Raw genomic sequence first — 16,711 nt, 5'->3', positions numbered from 1 at the left:
GGCTCGCCCCTTATTCCGCCGGTTCTGTTTTGCCAGACGTTGCGTCATCGGCTTTTGATTTCTTGCGTTTGATCCGGTTGAGCAAACGCTGGCCACCTTCAACCAGGCCCCCCGGCAGGTAGATAACGACAAGCATGAAGAGGATGCCAAGCGTCAGATGCCAACCTTTTCCGATGAACGGATGGATCACGAAAACCACCGCGTCCTCCAAACCGTCGGGCAGGAAAGCAAACCAACTGTGCAACACGTTGTCGTTGATCTTCGAGAAGATATTCTCAAAGTACTTGATAAAGCCTGCACCCAGTACTGGACCTATCAAAGTGCCCGTGCCGCCGAGGATAGTCATTAGAACGACCTCTCCCGACGCGGTCCACTGCATACGCTCAGCGCCTGCCAACGGGTCCATTGCGGCCATAAGGCCACCAGCCAGACCGGCGTACATACCAGAGATAACAAACGCCGCCAGTGTGTACGGCTTCGAGTTAAGGCCGGTGTAATTCATCCGCTGCTGGTTCGATTTGACAGCCCGTAGCATCATGCCGAAAGGCGAGCGAAAGATGCGGATAGATAAGTAGAACACCACCATCATAACTATCGCACAAAGATAATATCCCGCGTTAAAATCAAAGCTCCACGCTCCGACGTCCATTGTATAAGTTGCGCGCATCGGCAGCCCGAACAGATGTGGCAGGTCCGGTGAGTTGGCACCCTGCAGGATTTGCGGATCGTCTGCGTAAACCTGCAGACCGGTTTCCCCGTTGGTTAGATTGAACTTGGGGTTCGACAAGACAGAGTAGGCTAATGCAAAACTCATCTGCGCAAAGGCCAGAGTCAGGATCGAAAAGTAGATGCCGGACCGGCGCAGACTGACATACCCAATCAGCAGCGAGAATACCCCGGCGACCACAACGCTGAGCGCGATAGCCGGAATGATGTTGTAACTCAGCAATTTGAACATCCACACGGCTGAGTACGATCCGACACCTAAAAAAGCCGCGTGACCGAATGACAGGTATCCGGTTAGGCCGAACAGGATGTTGAACCCGATGGCAAAGATGCCAAAGATAACAAAGCGCTGCATCAGGTCCGGATAACCCGCGTTGAACTGCGCCATGGCGCTGCCTTCTGGGAACGGGTTCAGGATGAACGGGGCCAGAAGGGTGAGAAGGCCGACGATGATTAGAAGGCTGGTGTCTTTTTTGTTCAGTCCAAACATCGATTATTCCTCCATCACGCCTTTGCGTCCCATCAAACCGCGCGGGCGCGTCAGAAGCACAATGATGGCAACAAGGTAGATGATGATTTGATTGATCCCGGGAATTGTCGTGGTGGCCCAGGTCGTCGAGGCAAAACTTTCCAGGATGCCCAGCAGAAAGCCAGCCAGCACGGCTCCGGGCAGCGAGCCCATGCCGCCAACAACAACGACGACGAAGCTAAGGACCAGAAAGTCCATCCCCATGTGATAATTTGGCGGGTTTAGCGGCCCGTACATTACACCGGCCAAACCGGCCACTGAGGCAGCGATACCGAACATGATCGTAAAGCGCCGGTCGATATTGATACCCAGCAAGCCTACGGTTTCACGATCCGCCATTCCGGCGCGCACGACCATGCCGAACGTGGTGAATTGCAGGAATGAGAAAACAGCACCGATAATCGCGACGGCAAATCCGAAGTACACCAAACGCCAGATTGGATAGATTATTGCGTTGGGGTCAAATCCAATCATTGTGCCAAGGTCGATAGAACCGCTCAGCGCGTCAGGCGCTGGAGTTTGGATTGGGTTGGCGCCGAAGAAATACTTCACGATTTCCTGCAACACGATCGCCAGACCAAAGGTGACGAGGATCTGGTCGGCGTGAGGGCGCTTGTAGAAGTGCTTAATCAAACCGCGTTCCATCACATAGCCCACTGCTAACATGATCGGGATCGCAAACAGGATAGCCAAAGGAACAGACCAATCGATGATCGTCGCACCGGTCTCTGGGCCGAACCAAGCCTCGACATAAGGTGTTTCAACCTTCAGTGGGTTGCCCAGAAAGTCGGTTTGGCTTTCGTCGATGGTGGCAAAGCTCAGGTTCATGAGCTTTTGCAGAGTAACGGCACAGAACGCACCGATCATGAACAGTGCGCCGTGTGCGAAGTTCACAACACCCAGCGTTCCAAAAATGAGCGTCAGCCCCAGCGCAATCAACGCATAGGCCGACCCTTTGTCCAGACCGTTCAATATTTGCAATAGGATGGCGTCCATTGGCCCCACCTCAGGGTTGGTCAGTGTGAATTAAGTGGCGTAACAGGATCAACCCTGTTGCAGATGTCTGGCCGCCTGTTCGGCAGCCAGACTTAGACACGAGGACTTACGCGCCCGGGTTACACTTACCCAGTGAACCACCGGCGAACATCGGATGCTCGGGGTCGTATTCGACCTGCGCACGTGGCGTGATCTCGACGATTTCCAGAGTGTCATAGGCGTTGGTCGGATTCTCGTTGCCACGAACGACCAACACGTCTTTGAAGCACTGGTGGTCCGCGCCACGGTACCAAGTCGGACCGTTGCCCAAACCGTCGAACTCGAAGTCCTCCAGAGCCTCAGCAACGCCACACGGATTGAATGTGCCAGCACGCTCACAGGCATCAGCATAAAGCAGAACTTGTGCATAGCAGGTCTGTGCAGAGTTGGACGGCGGTTTGCCGTACTTTTCACCAAAGGACTTCACGAATGCTTTGGTGCCCTCATCTTGCAGCTGCCAGTTCCAGTTCATGGAACCCAGCACGCCCTTGATGTTCTCGCCCGCACCAGCGGCCATCAGTTCCGAATACAGCGGAACGACGATCTTGAAATCCTTGCCGTTGGCAACTTTGTCGAGCAAGCCGAACTGAATTGCGTTGGTGAGCGAGTTCACCATGTTGCCGCCGTAGTGGTTCAGAACCAGAACATCAGCACCCGAGTTCAATACCGGGGTGATATAGGACGAGAAGTCCGTCGAAGCGAGTGGTGTTTTGACGGTGTTGACCGTTTCCCATCCCAAGGCTTCGGTCGACGCGACGATCGACTCTTCCTGTGTCCAGCCCCAGTTGTAGTCGGCCGTCAGGTGATAAGCACGGCGTTCCTTGCCCATCTCGGCAGCCAGCACCGGCGCAAGTGCAGCGCCCGACATATACGCGTTAAAGAAATGACGGAAACCATTGGCTTTTTTATCCTTGCCAGTCGTGTCGTTGGCATGAGTCAGGCCAGCCATAAAGATCACACCTGCTTCTTGGCAAAGGCCTTGAACCGCAACAGCCACGCCCGAGGACGATCCGCCGTTGATCATGATCGCGCCGTCTTTTTCGATCATCGACTTTGCAGATGCACGTGCAGCGTCTGATTTGGTCTGCGTGTCGCCTGTGACGAACTCGACCTTTTTGCCAAGGATACCGTTGCCTTTCAGCGCCTTCGAGGTGAAGGTATTCAAGCAACCCCCATCTCCCTCACCATTGAGATGTTCGACGGCCAACTGTTGCGCCAGTAGCTCGTCATTACCCTCTTCAGCATACGGTCCAGTCTGGGGAACGTTGAAGCCCAGGGTTACGGACCCTCCGGTAGGTTCGTTGGTATAAGCAGCAGCCGACGAAGCCGTGAAGATCGTAGGCAGGGCCAGACCGGTACCTGCGACGGCACCAGACTTCAACACGCCACGGCGTGTGATCGGTTTATTGGTCATTAATTCCTCCCATTTCTCTTTCTTCCGTCGTCTGGCTCCTCTTCCAGCAGACGAAAGCGCACTTATGTGCAAGTCAATAATGGAAAGGCGAATGAAAACTTCACAACAAATTACTGGATTTAAAACAAAATTTTGTAAATTTGTTCACTAAACGCGAAAGTATCTTGTAAATACACTGCAGCTAGATAGTGCTAACTTGTTATATTCAAAATAATTAGATGCAAACTTTTTTTCCTCATTTTTCTGTCGTGAGTGGTGTCATACGCTTTAGTGAGCTCGAGCCGGGGCAAAGTCGCAAGCGCAAGGCAATTTCTTAATTCCCAATTTGATACTAGGCGCTCGCTGACACGAGTTGTCCGCGGTCAACAGAGCCAGTTTTGCCATTTTTCTGCTCTGGGCTCGAGGTTGTCATTAGCTGCGGATCGTTTGAACGTCGGCTTTTGGACAGGACGAAAATTTGCAGCACGTTTTTTTTGAGACGGTATCTAGCCCGCACTGGGTGGCCAGTTGCCCCCGTACCCCCCACGGCACGTAGCGACCGCTGCAACACCACTGCACATGAGCGGCAATTCCACCGTTATGCGCACCACAGGTTAGATTGGAGTCCATTTACCGACTTGTACTTTGATATTGATTATGAAAGCCTCAAGTTACTGACAACACGAGACATCTTTACAGTAGGATGCTGGTGGCGGCAGTTGGATACAGCACTTAGCTGCATGTGCGGATTGGGATAGAACGCTTCGTTTACACCGAAGATGTCGGGAGTTCGACTCTCTCATCACCCACCATCCTTTCCCCGCGATGTATCAAGGTCTTACGCGACTAGCACCTCTAAATCCGCCCGTTTTGGACATCATGGCCTTCGCATAATCATGTTTTACCGTTGCACGGTCCTCGAAGCGAGCATGCACGATGCAAAAGAACAGGGCACCGTCATCTAGACCGTTGCGAGGTGTAAACCAATCAAAAGGGTCGGTCGGCTCTAACGACGCAAACTGATTAGTCGGTGTCATGGCAGGCGCGACACTAGCTTCACTATTTGTGATGTCATCGAGCAGTGTTGGACGGGCCGTGCCGGTATCCGGCGTGAGAATACCCATGATCTGCTCGCGACCAGCCGGAACGAAACGCCCGCTCTCCTTGACTGGAAACCGGATCGGCTGTCCGGCATAAACATCTCGCTGAACTTCACTGTTCTTAACAATAATGGTTCCGTTAACGAGCACGTACGGAATGCCTTCTGATGGTAGACCTTGCTGACCGAGAGTATAGTTCGCCTTTTCGGTCACAGTCTCCGGATCAAAAATCGTAATGTCCGCAACCATGCCTTCTTGCATACGCCCACGCACCTGCATTGCTCGCAAACCTGTGTCACCTAATCGCTTCGCATGGATGTAACTTAACTGAGTGAGTGTGAGCATAAGCGGCACATTCGCTTCGCGAGCCAGTCTCAAGACAAGCGCGTGGCTGCCTGCTGACCGAGGATGCCCGGCATAGTCTTCGTAGGGAGCATCCCAACTCATCAAGTTGCCCTCGATGTCTAGCCCGGCCATACCGTCGCCCGAGATGCCATAGCCTGCGATGGTGATCCAATCATTCAGCCATTGCTCTCTTGGAGGGCTAAAAACTATGGCTGTCCGTCCCGGTTCATTCTCAGCGAAGTTCAAAAACTCGTCTTTTGTCACGAAGCGATCGAGCTGGGGATCAAAGATAGTGTCTTCGTATTTGTACCCCATCGAACCTTCCCAGTTTTCAGGGGCGATGATCGAAGCTCCGTAGTTTCCCGACCCGGCAGTCCAAGGATAGTAGCTGGACCAGACGTTGTAACCTTGGTCGCGGGCCATCTGGAGCTTTTCCTGATTTTCCCACCACCCATAATCATTATCGTGATGAATGTGCAGCGGGGCGCCAAGCACCATCGCATTGACCAAGATTTCATTTACACCCGTCTGTGTTTCTGTCGGCGTCGAAGCACTGGGATGAAATCGGTGATGGACGGAGGTCAATCTACCGTAACGCGCCGCAGCCCGCTGCGCTTCGAACATCTCATAGGTTGTAATACCTTCGCGGGCGTAGCCGATGGTCGATCCCACGCCGAGTGCTCCAAGACGTAGTCCCTCATCCAGCTGGGCAGTGATTTCGTTCATCTGCTCACGGTTGCTTGGTACAGAAGACCACCCCTCGACGCCATCTTCCACAGATTGCGCCCTCAGTGCGAAGAAGTTCCGGAAGTCTATATCCCCACCTTCAAGCACGAGGCCGTCATGGACCCGCATCCGTGCGAATTCTTGTCCAACCACCGTGCCATAATTTGCCTGCGTTGAACCCTCTCGTGCCTCATACCATTCATCAATGTTAGCGGCTCCGACCTCAAAATCCATTTGAGTTGTGACGCCATCCCTAAGGTTTACTTTGATACCCCAAGGGTCCAACCCGTGTTGCTCAAGGTCGATAAATCCGGGTGCCACAACGTGCCCTGTCGCATCGATAGACTGGCTGCCGTTAATATCTTCGTCGGTAATCGCAGTGATCCAGCCGTTGCTTATTCCAACGTTAGCAATCTGGTCGAACCCGGTTTCCGGGTCCATTACCCGACCGTTGAGAATGACGACATCGTAAGTCTGCGCGGCGCATAGTGTCGAAAAAACAGACAACATGCCCGCCAGAAACAAGGTGCGCATGGACGGATCCTCCCTTTTATCGACAAAACTAAATGTTTCGTTATTTTTAGCGACTGCTTTCGCCCCATTTTAGAATACGATCCGGGTTCTTAGACCGAACAGCGTAATGCTATCCTGGGTAGGGTTCAGCAGCGGGTCAGAAATGAACTGCAGTGATGGCGTGATCTGCAGTCCGGGCGAGATTGAAAAGCGGTAGAATGCTTCGAGCGTGAACTGATCACCGTCTATGCCTCTTGCCTCGGCCCAGTTCAGGCCCAGCCCGGCCAAATCGGTATTGCGACCGTAGTAGCCAAGACCCGCAGAAACGGACCGATCATAAAGCGCCGCTGTCCCTTTTGAGGCCCCTGCCCGAAAGAATGGCATCCATTTATTGCCAACAAACCACGCCGCTGAGAACGCGGCCCCATAATCTTCAGGACGGCTGCCATCGTCGGCTGCATCCGCATGCCAAAGGGTCAGGTGAATATTGTCGAAGTAAATGCGATCAAAGCCGGAGGTGTAACCAAGTTCGAGTGACTTGAAGAGATTGCCATCGCTAAACACATCAAAGTTTGGATCAGACGGGTCGGCGTTTGCGTCTGAGACGCTCGCAACAGCGTAGAAGTTTTCGCTCAGCTTTACCCCACCGGCGATGCCAAGACCTTGATTGGGCGTGTTAATAGTCGGATTGGTATTAAAAGACAGGTTTTGGAAGCCACTGTAGGGGCTGACCAACCCATAGATATCCACAAAGTCCGTTACATCAATCTGGCCAACTTGCAGCGTCCACGAACCGTTCTCGGCCCTTTGGGACCAGAACAGATTGGTTAGCAGCAGACCATTATCGTTGAAGGCTGTTCCCGTGATTGAAAGGGCTCCGCCATCCAGCCCCAAAAACTGTGGGGCGACATCGGTGTAGCTGTGTCGATCTTCGATCTTGAATGTCAGAGAGCCGCGTTCGGTTGCCTGCCAACTACCGTAGAAACGCGCAATCCCACTGGCCGCTTCGCCGGTTCCCAGATCAGCATTTGTGGATTGGCCCAATGCCAAGTAATCAATGTTGAAGCGAAATCCTTCCTCGGCCAGTCGGTCTTTCCACTGAAACCAACCCGGGGCGATATTGCGTGGAAAATCGGAACGGTATTGCGGATCGGTCAGCCCATCTCCGGGCTCTAGATCAGCTTCGACCGAAGATGGCCCGGATAGTCCCTGAGCCGACGCTGCGCCAGCAAAGGCAATACTCAATGCGGCAACCAGAAATCTTATCATTCAGACGCCTTTGCCCCGCCAGTCTTGCGATCGCCCGCCGCTCGGATGCGATCAGCGGCGCGCTGTTTCCATTCCAGCCTGTCTGCCTCCGTTTCCAGAGTCTCGACCTTCTCCGTCTCCAACTGGAAGGTAGCACTCATGGGCATAAGGCCATCCACGACCATCATGTTTTGCATCGTGGGATCAATCTTCAGTGTGCCCGTTAGCCTTACGGGTTCATGAAAATAACTGGGCGTCCAATCGCCATTTAATCGCACACGGATCATCTGATTTGGTGGAGGTGGAGGCATGTGGCTACACATCCCGCGTTCTGGCACCAAATAGGCTACAGGTCGTCCGTCAGGATCGCTCGGGGCGGGAATGGCGAAGCCCGCTAGTGTAATTGTTTGACCATCGAATTGCGGATTTCCGTTTGTTCCAGCCTTTCTTCGCCGTTCCGTCACAATCTCTCGTTGATCGAGTAGCCAGTCGACATCAATCCCATCAGCCGCCAAGGCATCCTCAGTCTCGGTCAGAAGCTCCCGCCATTTCTGCCTCTCTTCTTCGCTGCCACTATCCTGCTGTAACCTGCCGCGCAGCCGTACGACGTAAAGAACATCGTCGAATTGTTCGGCGCTAAGTTCGCGATAGGGGTCTTCAAAGACCTGCGCGGACGGGTCAGGCAGGTCAGACCAGTCCAACGCGGTTCCTTGCGTCGCCATGACAGGATGACCACACCAAACCAACCCTGCAAATACTAAGGAGCGAAACCAATGGTGCATAAATACTCTCCGACTGTTTGGACAGGTCAATCCAGTGTGTTTTTATAGATGACGCCGTCCTTCATGATCAGTCGGATCGTATCTGGGCTTTCTGGCCTCGGATCGGCACCGAACCACTGATCACCTGTGCCAACAACCGAGAAGTCTTCAAGTGGATTACCGTCGATTAGCAGGATATCCGCATAAGCTCCTTCCTCGATAACGCCCAGTTTCCCGGCGGTATACGGGTTCATAAAGTCACCTGACAGAGCGACTACCTCGCCACCCGTCGATGTCAGCGTGACCATTGACGTGTAGGGTCCGAAGAACTCATTGTTCAGGTGTTTTTCATAGGCAATCTGGATATTGCACGCCTCCACAGACCCAACACAGTCGGTCTGGAACCCTCGCTTCACCGGGCATTCCTTCATATTGTCGATGTAGCCCGCAAAAGTGGCCGAAGCCGATTTTGCCTTGGCGAGGCTCGACGGGACGCTTGCCACTGCAGGAATATCAAGCAATCCAGGATCAAAGGCAGTCAGGTTCGTAGTAATGTATGCCCCTTTTTCGTTCATGACTTGGGCAATCTCACAATCAAACGAAAAGCCATGTTCGATCGACATCACACCCGCGTCTAGCGCGTTCATGATCGCCTCCTTACGATAGGAATGCGCCATGACATAGCTGCCATACTCATTTGCCACCTGCACGGCGGCCCGGATTTCTTCGGGGGAACCAGCGAGCAATTGCCATGGATCAAACGCCGAAACCACGCCTCCGGATTGCATGTATTTTAGCTGGGTCGCGCCCATACGAAAGTTGTTGCGTCCAAACTTATGTACATCAGCAACGCTATCGACTTCTTGAGCCAAATTCAGACGGCTCATGTTGGTTTCAGAACCGGGCGGCGCCGTGAAATTGGCGAAATCTGCATGACCACCCCGAGTTCCCAAGAAAGCACCCGAGGCATAGTGGCGGGGCCCAATGATCTGGCCTGAGTCAATTGCCCGCCGAAGCCCACCATTGGCCCCACCTGCATCCCTCACTGTAGTGAACCCCTGCATCAGATACATCTCGGCCATCCGTGCACCGTGTATGGCAAAGTCCTCCCAGGTTGTGTTGGCCTCCATCGCAGGTAACGTCGGCCCCATCAGCATGAGGTGCGCGTGCAGTTCAATAAACCCGGGGGTAAGTGTCCGCCCCTCTCCGTCAATGACCGTAGCGTTGGGGGCATCGATCGCATCGGTTGATACGGCCTTAATTAGATTGCCCTCGACCAATACGCTGGCATTCTCGATACGCTGTTCATTAACGCCATCGAAGACATGCACGTTGGTAAATAGCGTTTGGGGTTCTTCTTGTTCCTGAGCATGTGCGGACGTTGAAAAAGAAAGAGCTGCAGCGACAATTACCGTCGAGCAAAGGGACAATCGTAGACCAGACATAAGTACTCCCTTCATATTCATGTTTTACAAACTGTAGTCTGGAATACCTTGGCTCGGTTGCCACTTTTGAATTAAGATGTTCGAATGTGATTGAAAAACTGGCCACTGCGGAAAACTAATCTAAACAATGGTGACGGGCTTGCCTTTCAACTCGACCTCTCAAGAGCATAGCGAGGGCTTTATTCGCCTCTCTTTAGCCGCTCCGTTCCTGCAATATCTCACCGAACGTAAGATCAACCCGCAACCAGCACTGGATCAGGTCGGCTTGAAGGCCGAGCTGCTGTCTGACCGATCCGTATTTGTACACTCAGAGTTGGTCTACGGCTTGGTGAATGCTTTCTCAGAGTTGTCCGGTGATCGATACCTCGGCCTGCATGTCGGAGAAACATTTGACCTGCAAGGATGGCCTCCGTTCGCTCAAGCCTTGCAATCGACAACGAGTCTGTTCGAGTTTTTTGCCCGTTTTGTTGGGCTTGTACCGCAGGAGTCAAACTCTGTGCGGCACAGCCTTGTCATTGAAGCTGACAGGGCGACTTATCGGATCGAGAGGCAACAGGAACCGACTGTCCCACCGGTTCAGGTTGCCGCTTTTGGAGCCGCAATCTACGTGCGCCTATTGCAGACAGTCGTCGGAGACTCCTGGAATCCTTCCCGTGTTCGATGGGAAAGCAGATACATCACTGGTCTGCCTATCAACTACAAGGGGATCGAGGTTGGCCTTGGGCCTGATTCCGGAATGCAGATTAGTTTTCCTGTGGAATGGTTGTTTTTGCTCCACGTCTCTGAAGGCTCGACCAAACCATTGGCTTCGCCTCGACAAGATGAAGAAGTGACCGTGGTAGCTGCTTTGCGATCTGTCTTACGCGACAAACTGGACGAAACTGATCTGGGACCAGAGCGGGTGGCCGGATTGCTGGGAATACAGCCGGAACGGTTTCTGAAAGCGCTTCAGCAACAAAGCACAACGCTACCCCGTGAGATCAAACGGCTGCGTGTCGATGTCGCTAAGAAGCACCTCCGAGAAGACAAGATGACAATAGCGGAGATCGGCCTGATGCTCGGCTACTCCGACAAGTCCCATTTCACCCGCTTCTTCCGAGGTCAAACCGGAATGACACCGACCAAGTTCCGCCTTGGTGCTTAATTACTTTACTACTTCTTGGATCGGCTCACTATTGCTTGATAAGTGAGGACCGACAAGAACTTGCATTTCATTTTATTGGATCCCCTATCTTTGGATTGCTGAGGGATAGCTATTTCGCCACCAACCAGAATTGGAAGGCGATAAGCGCCTGAACTATTGAAAAGCGGGCCAAAATCAGTGCCTTGGCCGCGCCGTCCGCTCAAATCAATTATTGCCCCGTAATTTCCCGACACGCGCCTTTGCCCCAGCCAGATTTACTGCCCGAAGCCGAGTAGTCGAAGGTGCCTTTTTCCGGGTGTACGTTGTAGTGCAGTGTGTAGCCATCGCCAATATACAGGTAGGTCAAAGTGTCGAGGCCGGGGAATACATCCACGTCTTTGTCGATGTCACCTATTGTAATGTGGCCCTTTTGCTGCCCATCATATTTAACCAGTTTGGCTGCCATTTCCGGATGTTCTGCATCCGGCGCGTCACATTCAAACACGCGTTCTTCTGCAAATGCAGCCGCAGGCAAAAAGGCAAGAAGAAGAGCAATCTTTTTCATTGGATCCCAGTCCGTATTCCGTCACTTTCTCTGCGTCGGCTATTGGCTATTCTGGGCGTAAATTTGTCCAAACTCAGGTCGTAATGCGTTCTCTAACTCAAGCCATATCTCATACCGATACGACGGATTTTTCATCCGCAACCCGAAGGTTCACAAAAGTATCCGAAGCGGCCTCGGATACTCAGTGTTGAAGTTATGGAGTGGCGATCCCTGAAGGACTCGAACCCTCAACCTGCTGATTAGAAGTCAGCTGCTCTATCCAGTTGAGCTAAGGGACCGCTGAGCCCTTCTTGCGGCTTTTAGCGGGCGGGTTCAAGAGCCAAGCGCATGAAGGCGCTGTTTGGGTCGTTTTCGTAACCTACAATCGGACCGCAATATGAATACCCCAGCGATTCATATAGCTTGCGCGCCGCGTCATAGCCTTGCAGATGGTCAGCGCCAGTTTCCAAAACCAACGCAGATAGTCCTTCATCTTGCGCGATCTGCGCAAGGTGTTTCATCATCACCCTCGCAAGCCCCCTACCACGTGCCTCGGCCAAGATATGCACTGATTTGACCTCGGCGGTGCCGTCGGGCAATGCCTTTAGCGCGCCACACCCCAACGGGCAGCCGTCCTCATAAAGCGCCCAAAATCGCACTCCGGTGGCGGCAAGTGAGCCTGCATCCATTGTGTGATTGCTTTCAGCAGGGCCAGCTGCTGCGCTATGCGCGAAATGGGCTTGAATGATGGCGCGCATTTCCTCGGCGCCGGGATCGGCTTCGCGGATGTCGATCATTCAGGATGCCTTGTCAGTGAGTCCAGGGCGCACGCCGGTCTGTGGCAAAGTTCTCACCATAGCCGCGGGCCCGCAAGTTCGGCTTGCGCTTGTGCGGTTCGCTCACCTGTGCATCGATGCCGTTGTCCTTGGCGTAGTCCAACGCCTCTTCCTTGGAGTCGAATTTCAGACGCACCTGGGTTTGCGTGTCATTGGACGAGGTCCAGCCCATCAGCGGATCAACTTCGCGCGCAGAAGCTGGGGCATATTCCAGAACCCACTTGCGGGTCTTGGCCATCCCCGAGGTCATCGCGTTTCGCGAAGGCTGGTAAATCCGTGCGCGCATGTCGCCTCTCCGTATTCACTTGATGGGCCTGTTTATGCGTCAGAGCGCGGCCCGGGACAAGATGACAATTGTCGCGGGCCGCAACAACATCCTGATGACAGGAACTGTCATTGGCAACACTTATGATTTTCGAAAGATCAGCCAAAGGATTGAGCAGATGATCCATTATGAACGAACCCTTGAAATCAACGCGACCCCCGAAGCCATCTGGGCGGTACTCGGCCGGTTTATGCAGATCGACGAGATTGCCCCACAGATCGCATATGTCGAGGCCCTGACGCATGGGGCAAATGGCATTGGGTCAAAGCGGCGTTGTTACTTTGAGAACGGAACCTCTTTGGTCGAAGAGGTGACAGAGTGGGACCCCAACCGAGGTTACAGCGTGCGCCTGTCCGATATGACAGCGATGCCCCTAACCTATGCGCATGCCACGATCGCAATCAAACCGCTGGACGGGGCTAGCACCCAGGTGATCTGGAGCATGGATTATGCCGTGAAATATGGCCCCCTCGGCTGGTTTTTAGGGCAGACCTTGATGAAAATGATGATGTCGAAGGTTCTTGACAGCAACCTGAAGGCACTGGCCAAAAAGGTGAATTCGGATCACATTCCGGATGCTGAACCCGCCTATTACTGAATCAGAGGTTCCCAGACCGGATCAGCCCTTGCAGTTGGACAAAATAAGAACAAATGTAGAGTTCTGATCCGGAGCCCGCCTATGCCATACGCCCATTCCGACAAGACCCAACTGACCGCCGAGGACGTGCGCGCGCGCCTGAAACTTGAGGGCGGCAGGCAGTTTGTCATGCACACCGAGTTCGCCCCCGCAGGCGACCAGCCAACGGCGATCAAGGAACTAACAGGCGGTGTAAATGACGGGGAACGTGATCAGGTTCTTTTGGGGGCAACCGGGACGGGCAAAACCTTCACCATGGCGAAGGTGATTGAAGAGACTCAGCGCCCGGCGATCATCCTCGCCCCCAACAAGACGCTGGCGGCGCAGCTTTACGGTGAGTTCAAGGGCTTCTTCCCTGAGAACTCGGTCGAATACTTTGTCTCCTACTACGACTACTACCAGCCCGAGGCCTACGTGCCGCGCTCAGACACCTACATAGAAAAAGAATCCCAGATAAACGAACAGATCGACCGGATGCGCCACTCGGCCACGCGGGCGCTGCTGGAACGCGATGACGTGATCATCGTCGCCTCGGTCTCATGCATCTACGGCATCGGTTCGGTGGAAACCTATGGGGCAATGACGCAGGATCTGAAGGTTGGGCACGAATACGACCAGCGTCAGGTGATGGCCGATCTGGTTGCCCAGCAGTACCGCCGTAACGATCAGGCCTTTCAGCGCGGGTCCTTCCGGGTACGTGGCGACTCGTTGGAAATCTGGCCCGCCCACCTTGAGGACCGTGCTTGGAAATTCTCATTCTTCGGCGAAGAGTTGGAAACCATCACCGAGTTTGACCCGCTGACCGGTGAACGTGCCGCGACGATGGAGCAAGTTCGCGTCTATGCGAATTCGCACTACGTGACGCCCAAGCCGACGATGAACCAAGCGATCATCGGGATCAAAAAGGAACTCCGCATCCGGCTGGACCAACTGGTCGGCGAGGGCAAACTGCTGGAGGCCCAACGTCTGGAACAGCGCACCAATTTCGATCTGGAAATGCTCGAGGCCACCGGCGTCTGCAACGGGATCGAGAACTACTCGCGCTACCTCACGGGCCGCGCGCCGGGTGAGCCGCCCCCGACCCTGTTCGAGTTTATCCCAGACAACGCCATCGTCTTTGCCGACGAATCCCACGTCAGCGTGCCGCAGATCGGCGGCATGTACCGGGGCGACTATCGGCGCAAGTTCACGCTGGCCGAGCACGGGTTCCGCCTGCCGTCCTGCATGGACAACCGCCCCCTCAAGTTCGAGGAATGGGACGCCATGCGCCCGCAATCCGTCTTCGTCTCGGCCACGCCTGCCAAATGGGAGATCGAACAGACCGGCGGCGTCTTCACCGAACAGGTGATCCGCCCCACTGGCCTGCTGGACCCCGAGGTCGAAATCCGACCCGTCTCGATGCAGGTGGACGATCTGCTAGACGAGGTGCGCAAAGTGGCGGCTGATGGCTATCGCACGCTGGTCACCACGCTGACCAAACGCATGGCTGAGGATCTGACCGAATACCTGCACGAACAGGGTATCAAGGTCCGCTACATGCACTCGGACATCGACACGCTGGAACGCATCGAAATCCTGCGCGACCTGCGGCTGGGGGCGTTCGACGTGCTGGTCGGCATCAACCTGCTGCGCGAGGGACTCGACATCCCCGAATGCGGGCTGGTCGCCATTCTGGACGCGGATAAAGAAGGCTTCCTACGGTCCGAAACCTCACTGATCCAGACCATCGGCCGTGCCGCGCGAAACGCCGATGGCCGGGTGATCATGTATGCCGACAAGATCACCGGCTCGATGGAACGCGCGCTAAACGAAACCAACCGCCGCCGCTCCAGACAGATCGCCTATAACGAGGAACACGGCATCACGCCTGAGACGGTGAAGAAGAATGTCGAGGACGTTCTGGCCGGTCTCTACGAAGGCGATGTCGACATGAACCGCGTCACCGCCACAATCGACAAACCGATGCACGGCGCGAACCTCGAGGCCCATCTGGACGGATTGCGCGAGCAAATGCGCAAAGCCGCCGAGAACCTGGAATTCGAAGAGGCCGCCAACATCCGGGATGAGATCAAACGCTTGGAAGCGGTCGATCTGGCCGTCGCCGACGACCCCATGGCGCGCCAATGGGCGGTCGAGAAAGCCTCGGAAGACGCGGTGAAATCGCGCGGGCGATCAACGGCTGGGCGTCCGGGGCAGCGGGGTGGGAACGTGAAGAGAAGGAAGCGATAGGACAAAAGTGGCTGTCGAGATCAAGTTAGAAGTTTAGTTGGCACAAGCCTTGGGCTGAACCTCTGTACTTCGTCGTGTGGCCTTGATCCGGATCAATGTCGAAACATGAATATGTTGGCAGTGTGCGACGCATGAAGGCTCACAATCCAACCGGCGTAGACGCTTACAAACCTGCACAGATTGCAGAACTGGTTGAAACATCTGGTGTCGCAAAGGCACATCTTTCCATCGTTCAAACGCTGACACTTGCAATACTCGCAGGTGTCTTCATCGGCTTCGGCGGTGCCGCCTACACTATGGTTATGACCGGCGTAGATCCCGGATTTGGGCCAGCCCGGTTTCTTGGTGGGGTGGTGTTTTCTCTGGGCCTGATCCTTGTGGTCGTTGGTGGGGCGGAACTGTTCACCGGAAACGCGCTGATGACCATCGCGGCGGTGGACCGAAAAATCTCGATGCGTGACCTGTTGAGGAACTGGGGATTCGTGTATCTTGGGAATTTAGTCGGAGCCGTCGCACTAGTCCTGGCTTGCGCTGCAAGCGGTTTGCTGGAAGGACCAATGGGGGCCACAGCTGTAGCGATCGCAAATGGCAAGATTGATCTCTCTCCAACGCAAGCCTTTATACGAGGCATTCTGTGCAACGCCTTAGTGTGCCTTGCCGTCTGGCTGAGCTTCGCCGCCAGATCGGTCGTGGGAAAGGTCATGTCAATACTCTGGCCAATTGCGGCGTTTGTTCTGTTGGGTCTCGAACACTCGATCGCTAATATGTACCTGCTGCCTCAGGGTGCACTAGCAGGTGCCGAACTCGGTTGGGGCGCCACCATCAGCAACCTTTTTTGGGTGACAGTCGGCAATGTAGTCGGAGGCGCGGGCGGTGTCGCCCTCGCCTATCGACTTGCCTATTTGGGCAAGGCAAGCGGCTGACACTACCTCAAGTCCTGTCTCGATCGACAATATCCATACACTACAAGGTTGCAGCGCAGCCCTCTCTCCTCCACGTTCGCTATCACAGATTGTGATTCCAAACGGCTGATATGACGAAACCCTACACCCTGCCCAGCACGCATGAAGTCCAGAGCGCCATTCACCGGGTGCGCGGCACCCGCGTAGTGTTGACCGAGGATCGGCGCAGCAAGCGTAGAATGTTGTTTCGCCCCATCACTCCGAAGCAGCCCATACTCATGATAGGGTAAAACC

14 protein-coding genes and 1 tRNA gene are annotated in these 16,711 nt (G+C 54.4%); 4 read left to right on the top strand and 11 right to left on the bottom strand.

Features of this window, described 5'->3' with window-relative positions:
* Positions 1-10: 10 nt before the first annotated feature.
* From ACR0KN_RS09075 to ACR0KN_RS09045, 7 genes are all read right to left on the bottom strand, one after another.
* Complete coding sequence (locus tag ACR0KN_RS09075; protein ID WP_480652935.1) at positions 11-1,216, bottom strand: branched-chain amino acid ABC transporter permease; 1,206 nt, start codon at positions 1,214-1,216, stop codon at positions 11-13.
* A 3-nt stretch (positions 1,217-1,219) separates the two neighbouring features.
* Positions 1,220-2,251, bottom strand: coding sequence for a branched-chain amino acid ABC transporter permease (locus ACR0KN_RS09070; RefSeq protein ID WP_170474536.1), 1,032 nt, complete (start codon positions 2,249-2,251; stop codon positions 1,220-1,222).
* A 106-nt stretch (positions 2,252-2,357) separates the two neighbouring features.
* Positions 2,358-3,704 (bottom strand): substrate-binding protein, encoded by a 1,347-nt coding sequence (locus ACR0KN_RS09065; RefSeq protein ID WP_170474534.1) that lies wholly within the window; start codon positions 3,702-3,704, stop codon positions 2,358-2,360.
* A gap of 809 nt (positions 3,705-4,513) precedes the next feature.
* Positions 4,514-6,388: an amidohydrolase family protein gene (locus tag ACR0KN_RS09060; protein ID WP_480652933.1), complete on the bottom strand. Its 1,875-nt coding sequence runs from the start codon at positions 6,386-6,388 to the stop codon at positions 4,514-4,516.
* A gap of 69 nt (positions 6,389-6,457) precedes the next feature.
* On the bottom strand, positions 6,458-7,636 hold the full coding sequence (locus ACR0KN_RS09055; RefSeq protein ID WP_480652931.1) for a carbohydrate porin: 1,179 nt from the start codon (positions 7,634-7,636) through the stop codon (positions 6,458-6,460).
* On the bottom strand, positions 7,633-8,397 hold the full coding sequence (locus ACR0KN_RS09050; protein WP_480652929.1) for a DUF3299 domain-containing protein: 765 nt from the start codon (positions 8,395-8,397) through the stop codon (positions 7,633-7,635). Before ACR0KN_RS09050 ends, ACR0KN_RS09055 begins: the two co-directional genes overlap by 4 nt.
* Positions 8,398-8,423: 26 nt before the next feature.
* Positions 8,424-9,836, bottom strand: coding sequence for an amidohydrolase family protein (locus ACR0KN_RS09045; RefSeq protein WP_480434989.1), 1,413 nt, complete (start codon positions 9,834-9,836; stop codon positions 8,424-8,426).
* Between the two features lie 112 nt (positions 9,837-9,948).
* Here ACR0KN_RS09045 and ACR0KN_RS09040 point away from each other — a divergent pair, with 112 nt between their 5' ends.
* Positions 9,949-10,965 (top strand): AraC family transcriptional regulator, encoded by a 1,017-nt coding sequence (locus ACR0KN_RS09040; RefSeq protein WP_480652927.1) that lies wholly within the window; start codon positions 9,949-9,951, stop codon positions 10,963-10,965.
* Between the two features lie 208 nt (positions 10,966-11,173).
* Here ACR0KN_RS09040 and ACR0KN_RS09035 read toward each other — a convergent pair whose 3' ends face one another.
* The 4 genes from ACR0KN_RS09035 to ACR0KN_RS09020 form a co-directional block, all read right to left on the bottom strand.
* Positions 11,174-11,509 carry a hypothetical protein gene (locus tag ACR0KN_RS09035; protein ID WP_010442450.1) on the bottom strand — a complete coding sequence of 112 codons (336 nt, stop codon included), beginning with the start codon at positions 11,507-11,509 and terminating at the stop codon, positions 11,174-11,176.
* Positions 11,510-11,710: 201 nt separating this feature from the next.
* Positions 11,711-11,787 (bottom strand) — tRNA-Arg (locus ACR0KN_RS09030).
* Between the two features lie 21 nt (positions 11,788-11,808).
* Positions 11,809-12,285 (bottom strand): GNAT family N-acetyltransferase, encoded by a 477-nt coding sequence (locus ACR0KN_RS09025; protein ID WP_170544391.1) that lies wholly within the window; start codon positions 12,283-12,285, stop codon positions 11,809-11,811.
* 13 nt (positions 12,286-12,298) lie between these two features.
* Positions 12,299-12,610 (bottom strand): ETC complex I subunit, encoded by a 312-nt coding sequence (locus ACR0KN_RS09020; protein ID WP_170544393.1) that lies wholly within the window; start codon positions 12,608-12,610, stop codon positions 12,299-12,301.
* Here ACR0KN_RS09020 and ACR0KN_RS09015 point away from each other — a divergent pair.
* The 3 genes from ACR0KN_RS09015 to ACR0KN_RS09005 all read left to right on the top strand — a co-directional run bounded on the left by ACR0KN_RS09015 (position 12,609) and on the right by ACR0KN_RS09005 (position 16,438).
* Positions 12,609-13,247 carry an SRPBCC family protein gene (locus tag ACR0KN_RS09015; protein WP_480652924.1) on the top strand — a complete coding sequence of 213 codons (639 nt, stop codon included), beginning with the start codon at positions 12,609-12,611 and terminating at the stop codon, positions 13,245-13,247. The two genes, ACR0KN_RS09020 and ACR0KN_RS09015, sit on opposite strands and share 2 nt — an antisense overlap.
* Positions 13,248-13,328: 81 nt before the next feature.
* Entirely contained in the window at positions 13,329-15,515 is a 2,187-nt protein-coding gene (uvrB, locus tag ACR0KN_RS09010; RefSeq protein WP_480652922.1) for an excinuclease ABC subunit UvrB, read from the top strand.
* A gap of 131 nt (positions 15,516-15,646) precedes the next feature.
* Complete coding sequence (locus ACR0KN_RS09005; RefSeq protein WP_480652920.1) at positions 15,647-16,438, top strand: formate/nitrite transporter family protein; 792 nt, start codon at positions 15,647-15,649, stop codon at positions 16,436-16,438.
* Positions 16,439-16,711 lie beyond the last annotated feature (273 nt).

Source organism: Ruegeria sp. AP7, from assembly GCF_056539905.1.
Note: the sequence above shows the minus strand (reverse complement) of the source record. Positions and strands in the feature narration are given on the sequence as shown.

Bases quoted from the DNA above. Each gene is read 5' to 3' on its own strand.
- ACR0KN_RS09005 (WP_480652920.1), top strand. From the start codon at position 15,647: ATGAAGGCTCACAATCCAACCGGCGTAGACGCTTACAAACCTGCACAG.
- ACR0KN_RS09020 (WP_170544393.1), bottom strand. From the start codon at position 12,610: ATGCGCGCACGGATTTACCAGCCTTCGCGAAACGCGATGACCTCGGGG.
- ACR0KN_RS09040 (WP_480652927.1), top strand. From the start codon at position 9,949: ATGGTGACGGGCTTGCCTTTCAACTCGACCTCTCAAGAGCATAGCGAG.
- ACR0KN_RS09045 (WP_480434989.1), bottom strand. From the start codon at position 9,836: ATGAAGGGAGTACTTATGTCTGGTCTACGATTGTCCCTTTGCTCGACG.
- ACR0KN_RS09055 (WP_480652931.1), bottom strand. From the start codon at position 7,636: ATGATAAGATTTCTGGTTGCCGCATTGAGTATTGCCTTTGCTGGCGCA.
- ACR0KN_RS09025 (WP_170544391.1), bottom strand. From the start codon at position 12,285: ATGATCGACATCCGCGAAGCCGATCCCGGCGCCGAGGAAATGCGCGCC.
- ACR0KN_RS09050 (WP_480652929.1), bottom strand. From the start codon at position 8,397: ATGCACCATTGGTTTCGCTCCTTAGTATTTGCAGGGTTGGTTTGGTGT.
- ACR0KN_RS09035 (WP_010442450.1), bottom strand. From the start codon at position 11,509: ATGAAAAAGATTGCTCTTCTTCTTGCCTTTTTGCCTGCGGCTGCATTT.
- uvrB (WP_480652922.1), top strand. From the start codon at position 13,329: ATGCCATACGCCCATTCCGACAAGACCCAACTGACCGCCGAGGACGTG.
- ACR0KN_RS09075 (WP_480652935.1), bottom strand. From the start codon at position 1,216: ATGTTTGGACTGAACAAAAAAGACACCAGCCTTCTAATCATCGTCGGC.
- ACR0KN_RS09070 (WP_170474536.1), bottom strand. From the start codon at position 2,251: ATGGACGCCATCCTATTGCAAATATTGAACGGTCTGGACAAAGGGTCG.
- ACR0KN_RS09065 (WP_170474534.1), bottom strand. From the start codon at position 3,704: ATGACCAATAAACCGATCACACGCCGTGGCGTGTTGAAGTCTGGTGCC.
- ACR0KN_RS09015 (WP_480652924.1), top strand. From the start codon at position 12,609: ATGTCGCCTCTCCGTATTCACTTGATGGGCCTGTTTATGCGTCAGAGC.
- ACR0KN_RS09060 (WP_480652933.1), bottom strand. From the start codon at position 6,388: ATGCGCACCTTGTTTCTGGCGGGCATGTTGTCTGTTTTTTCGACACTA.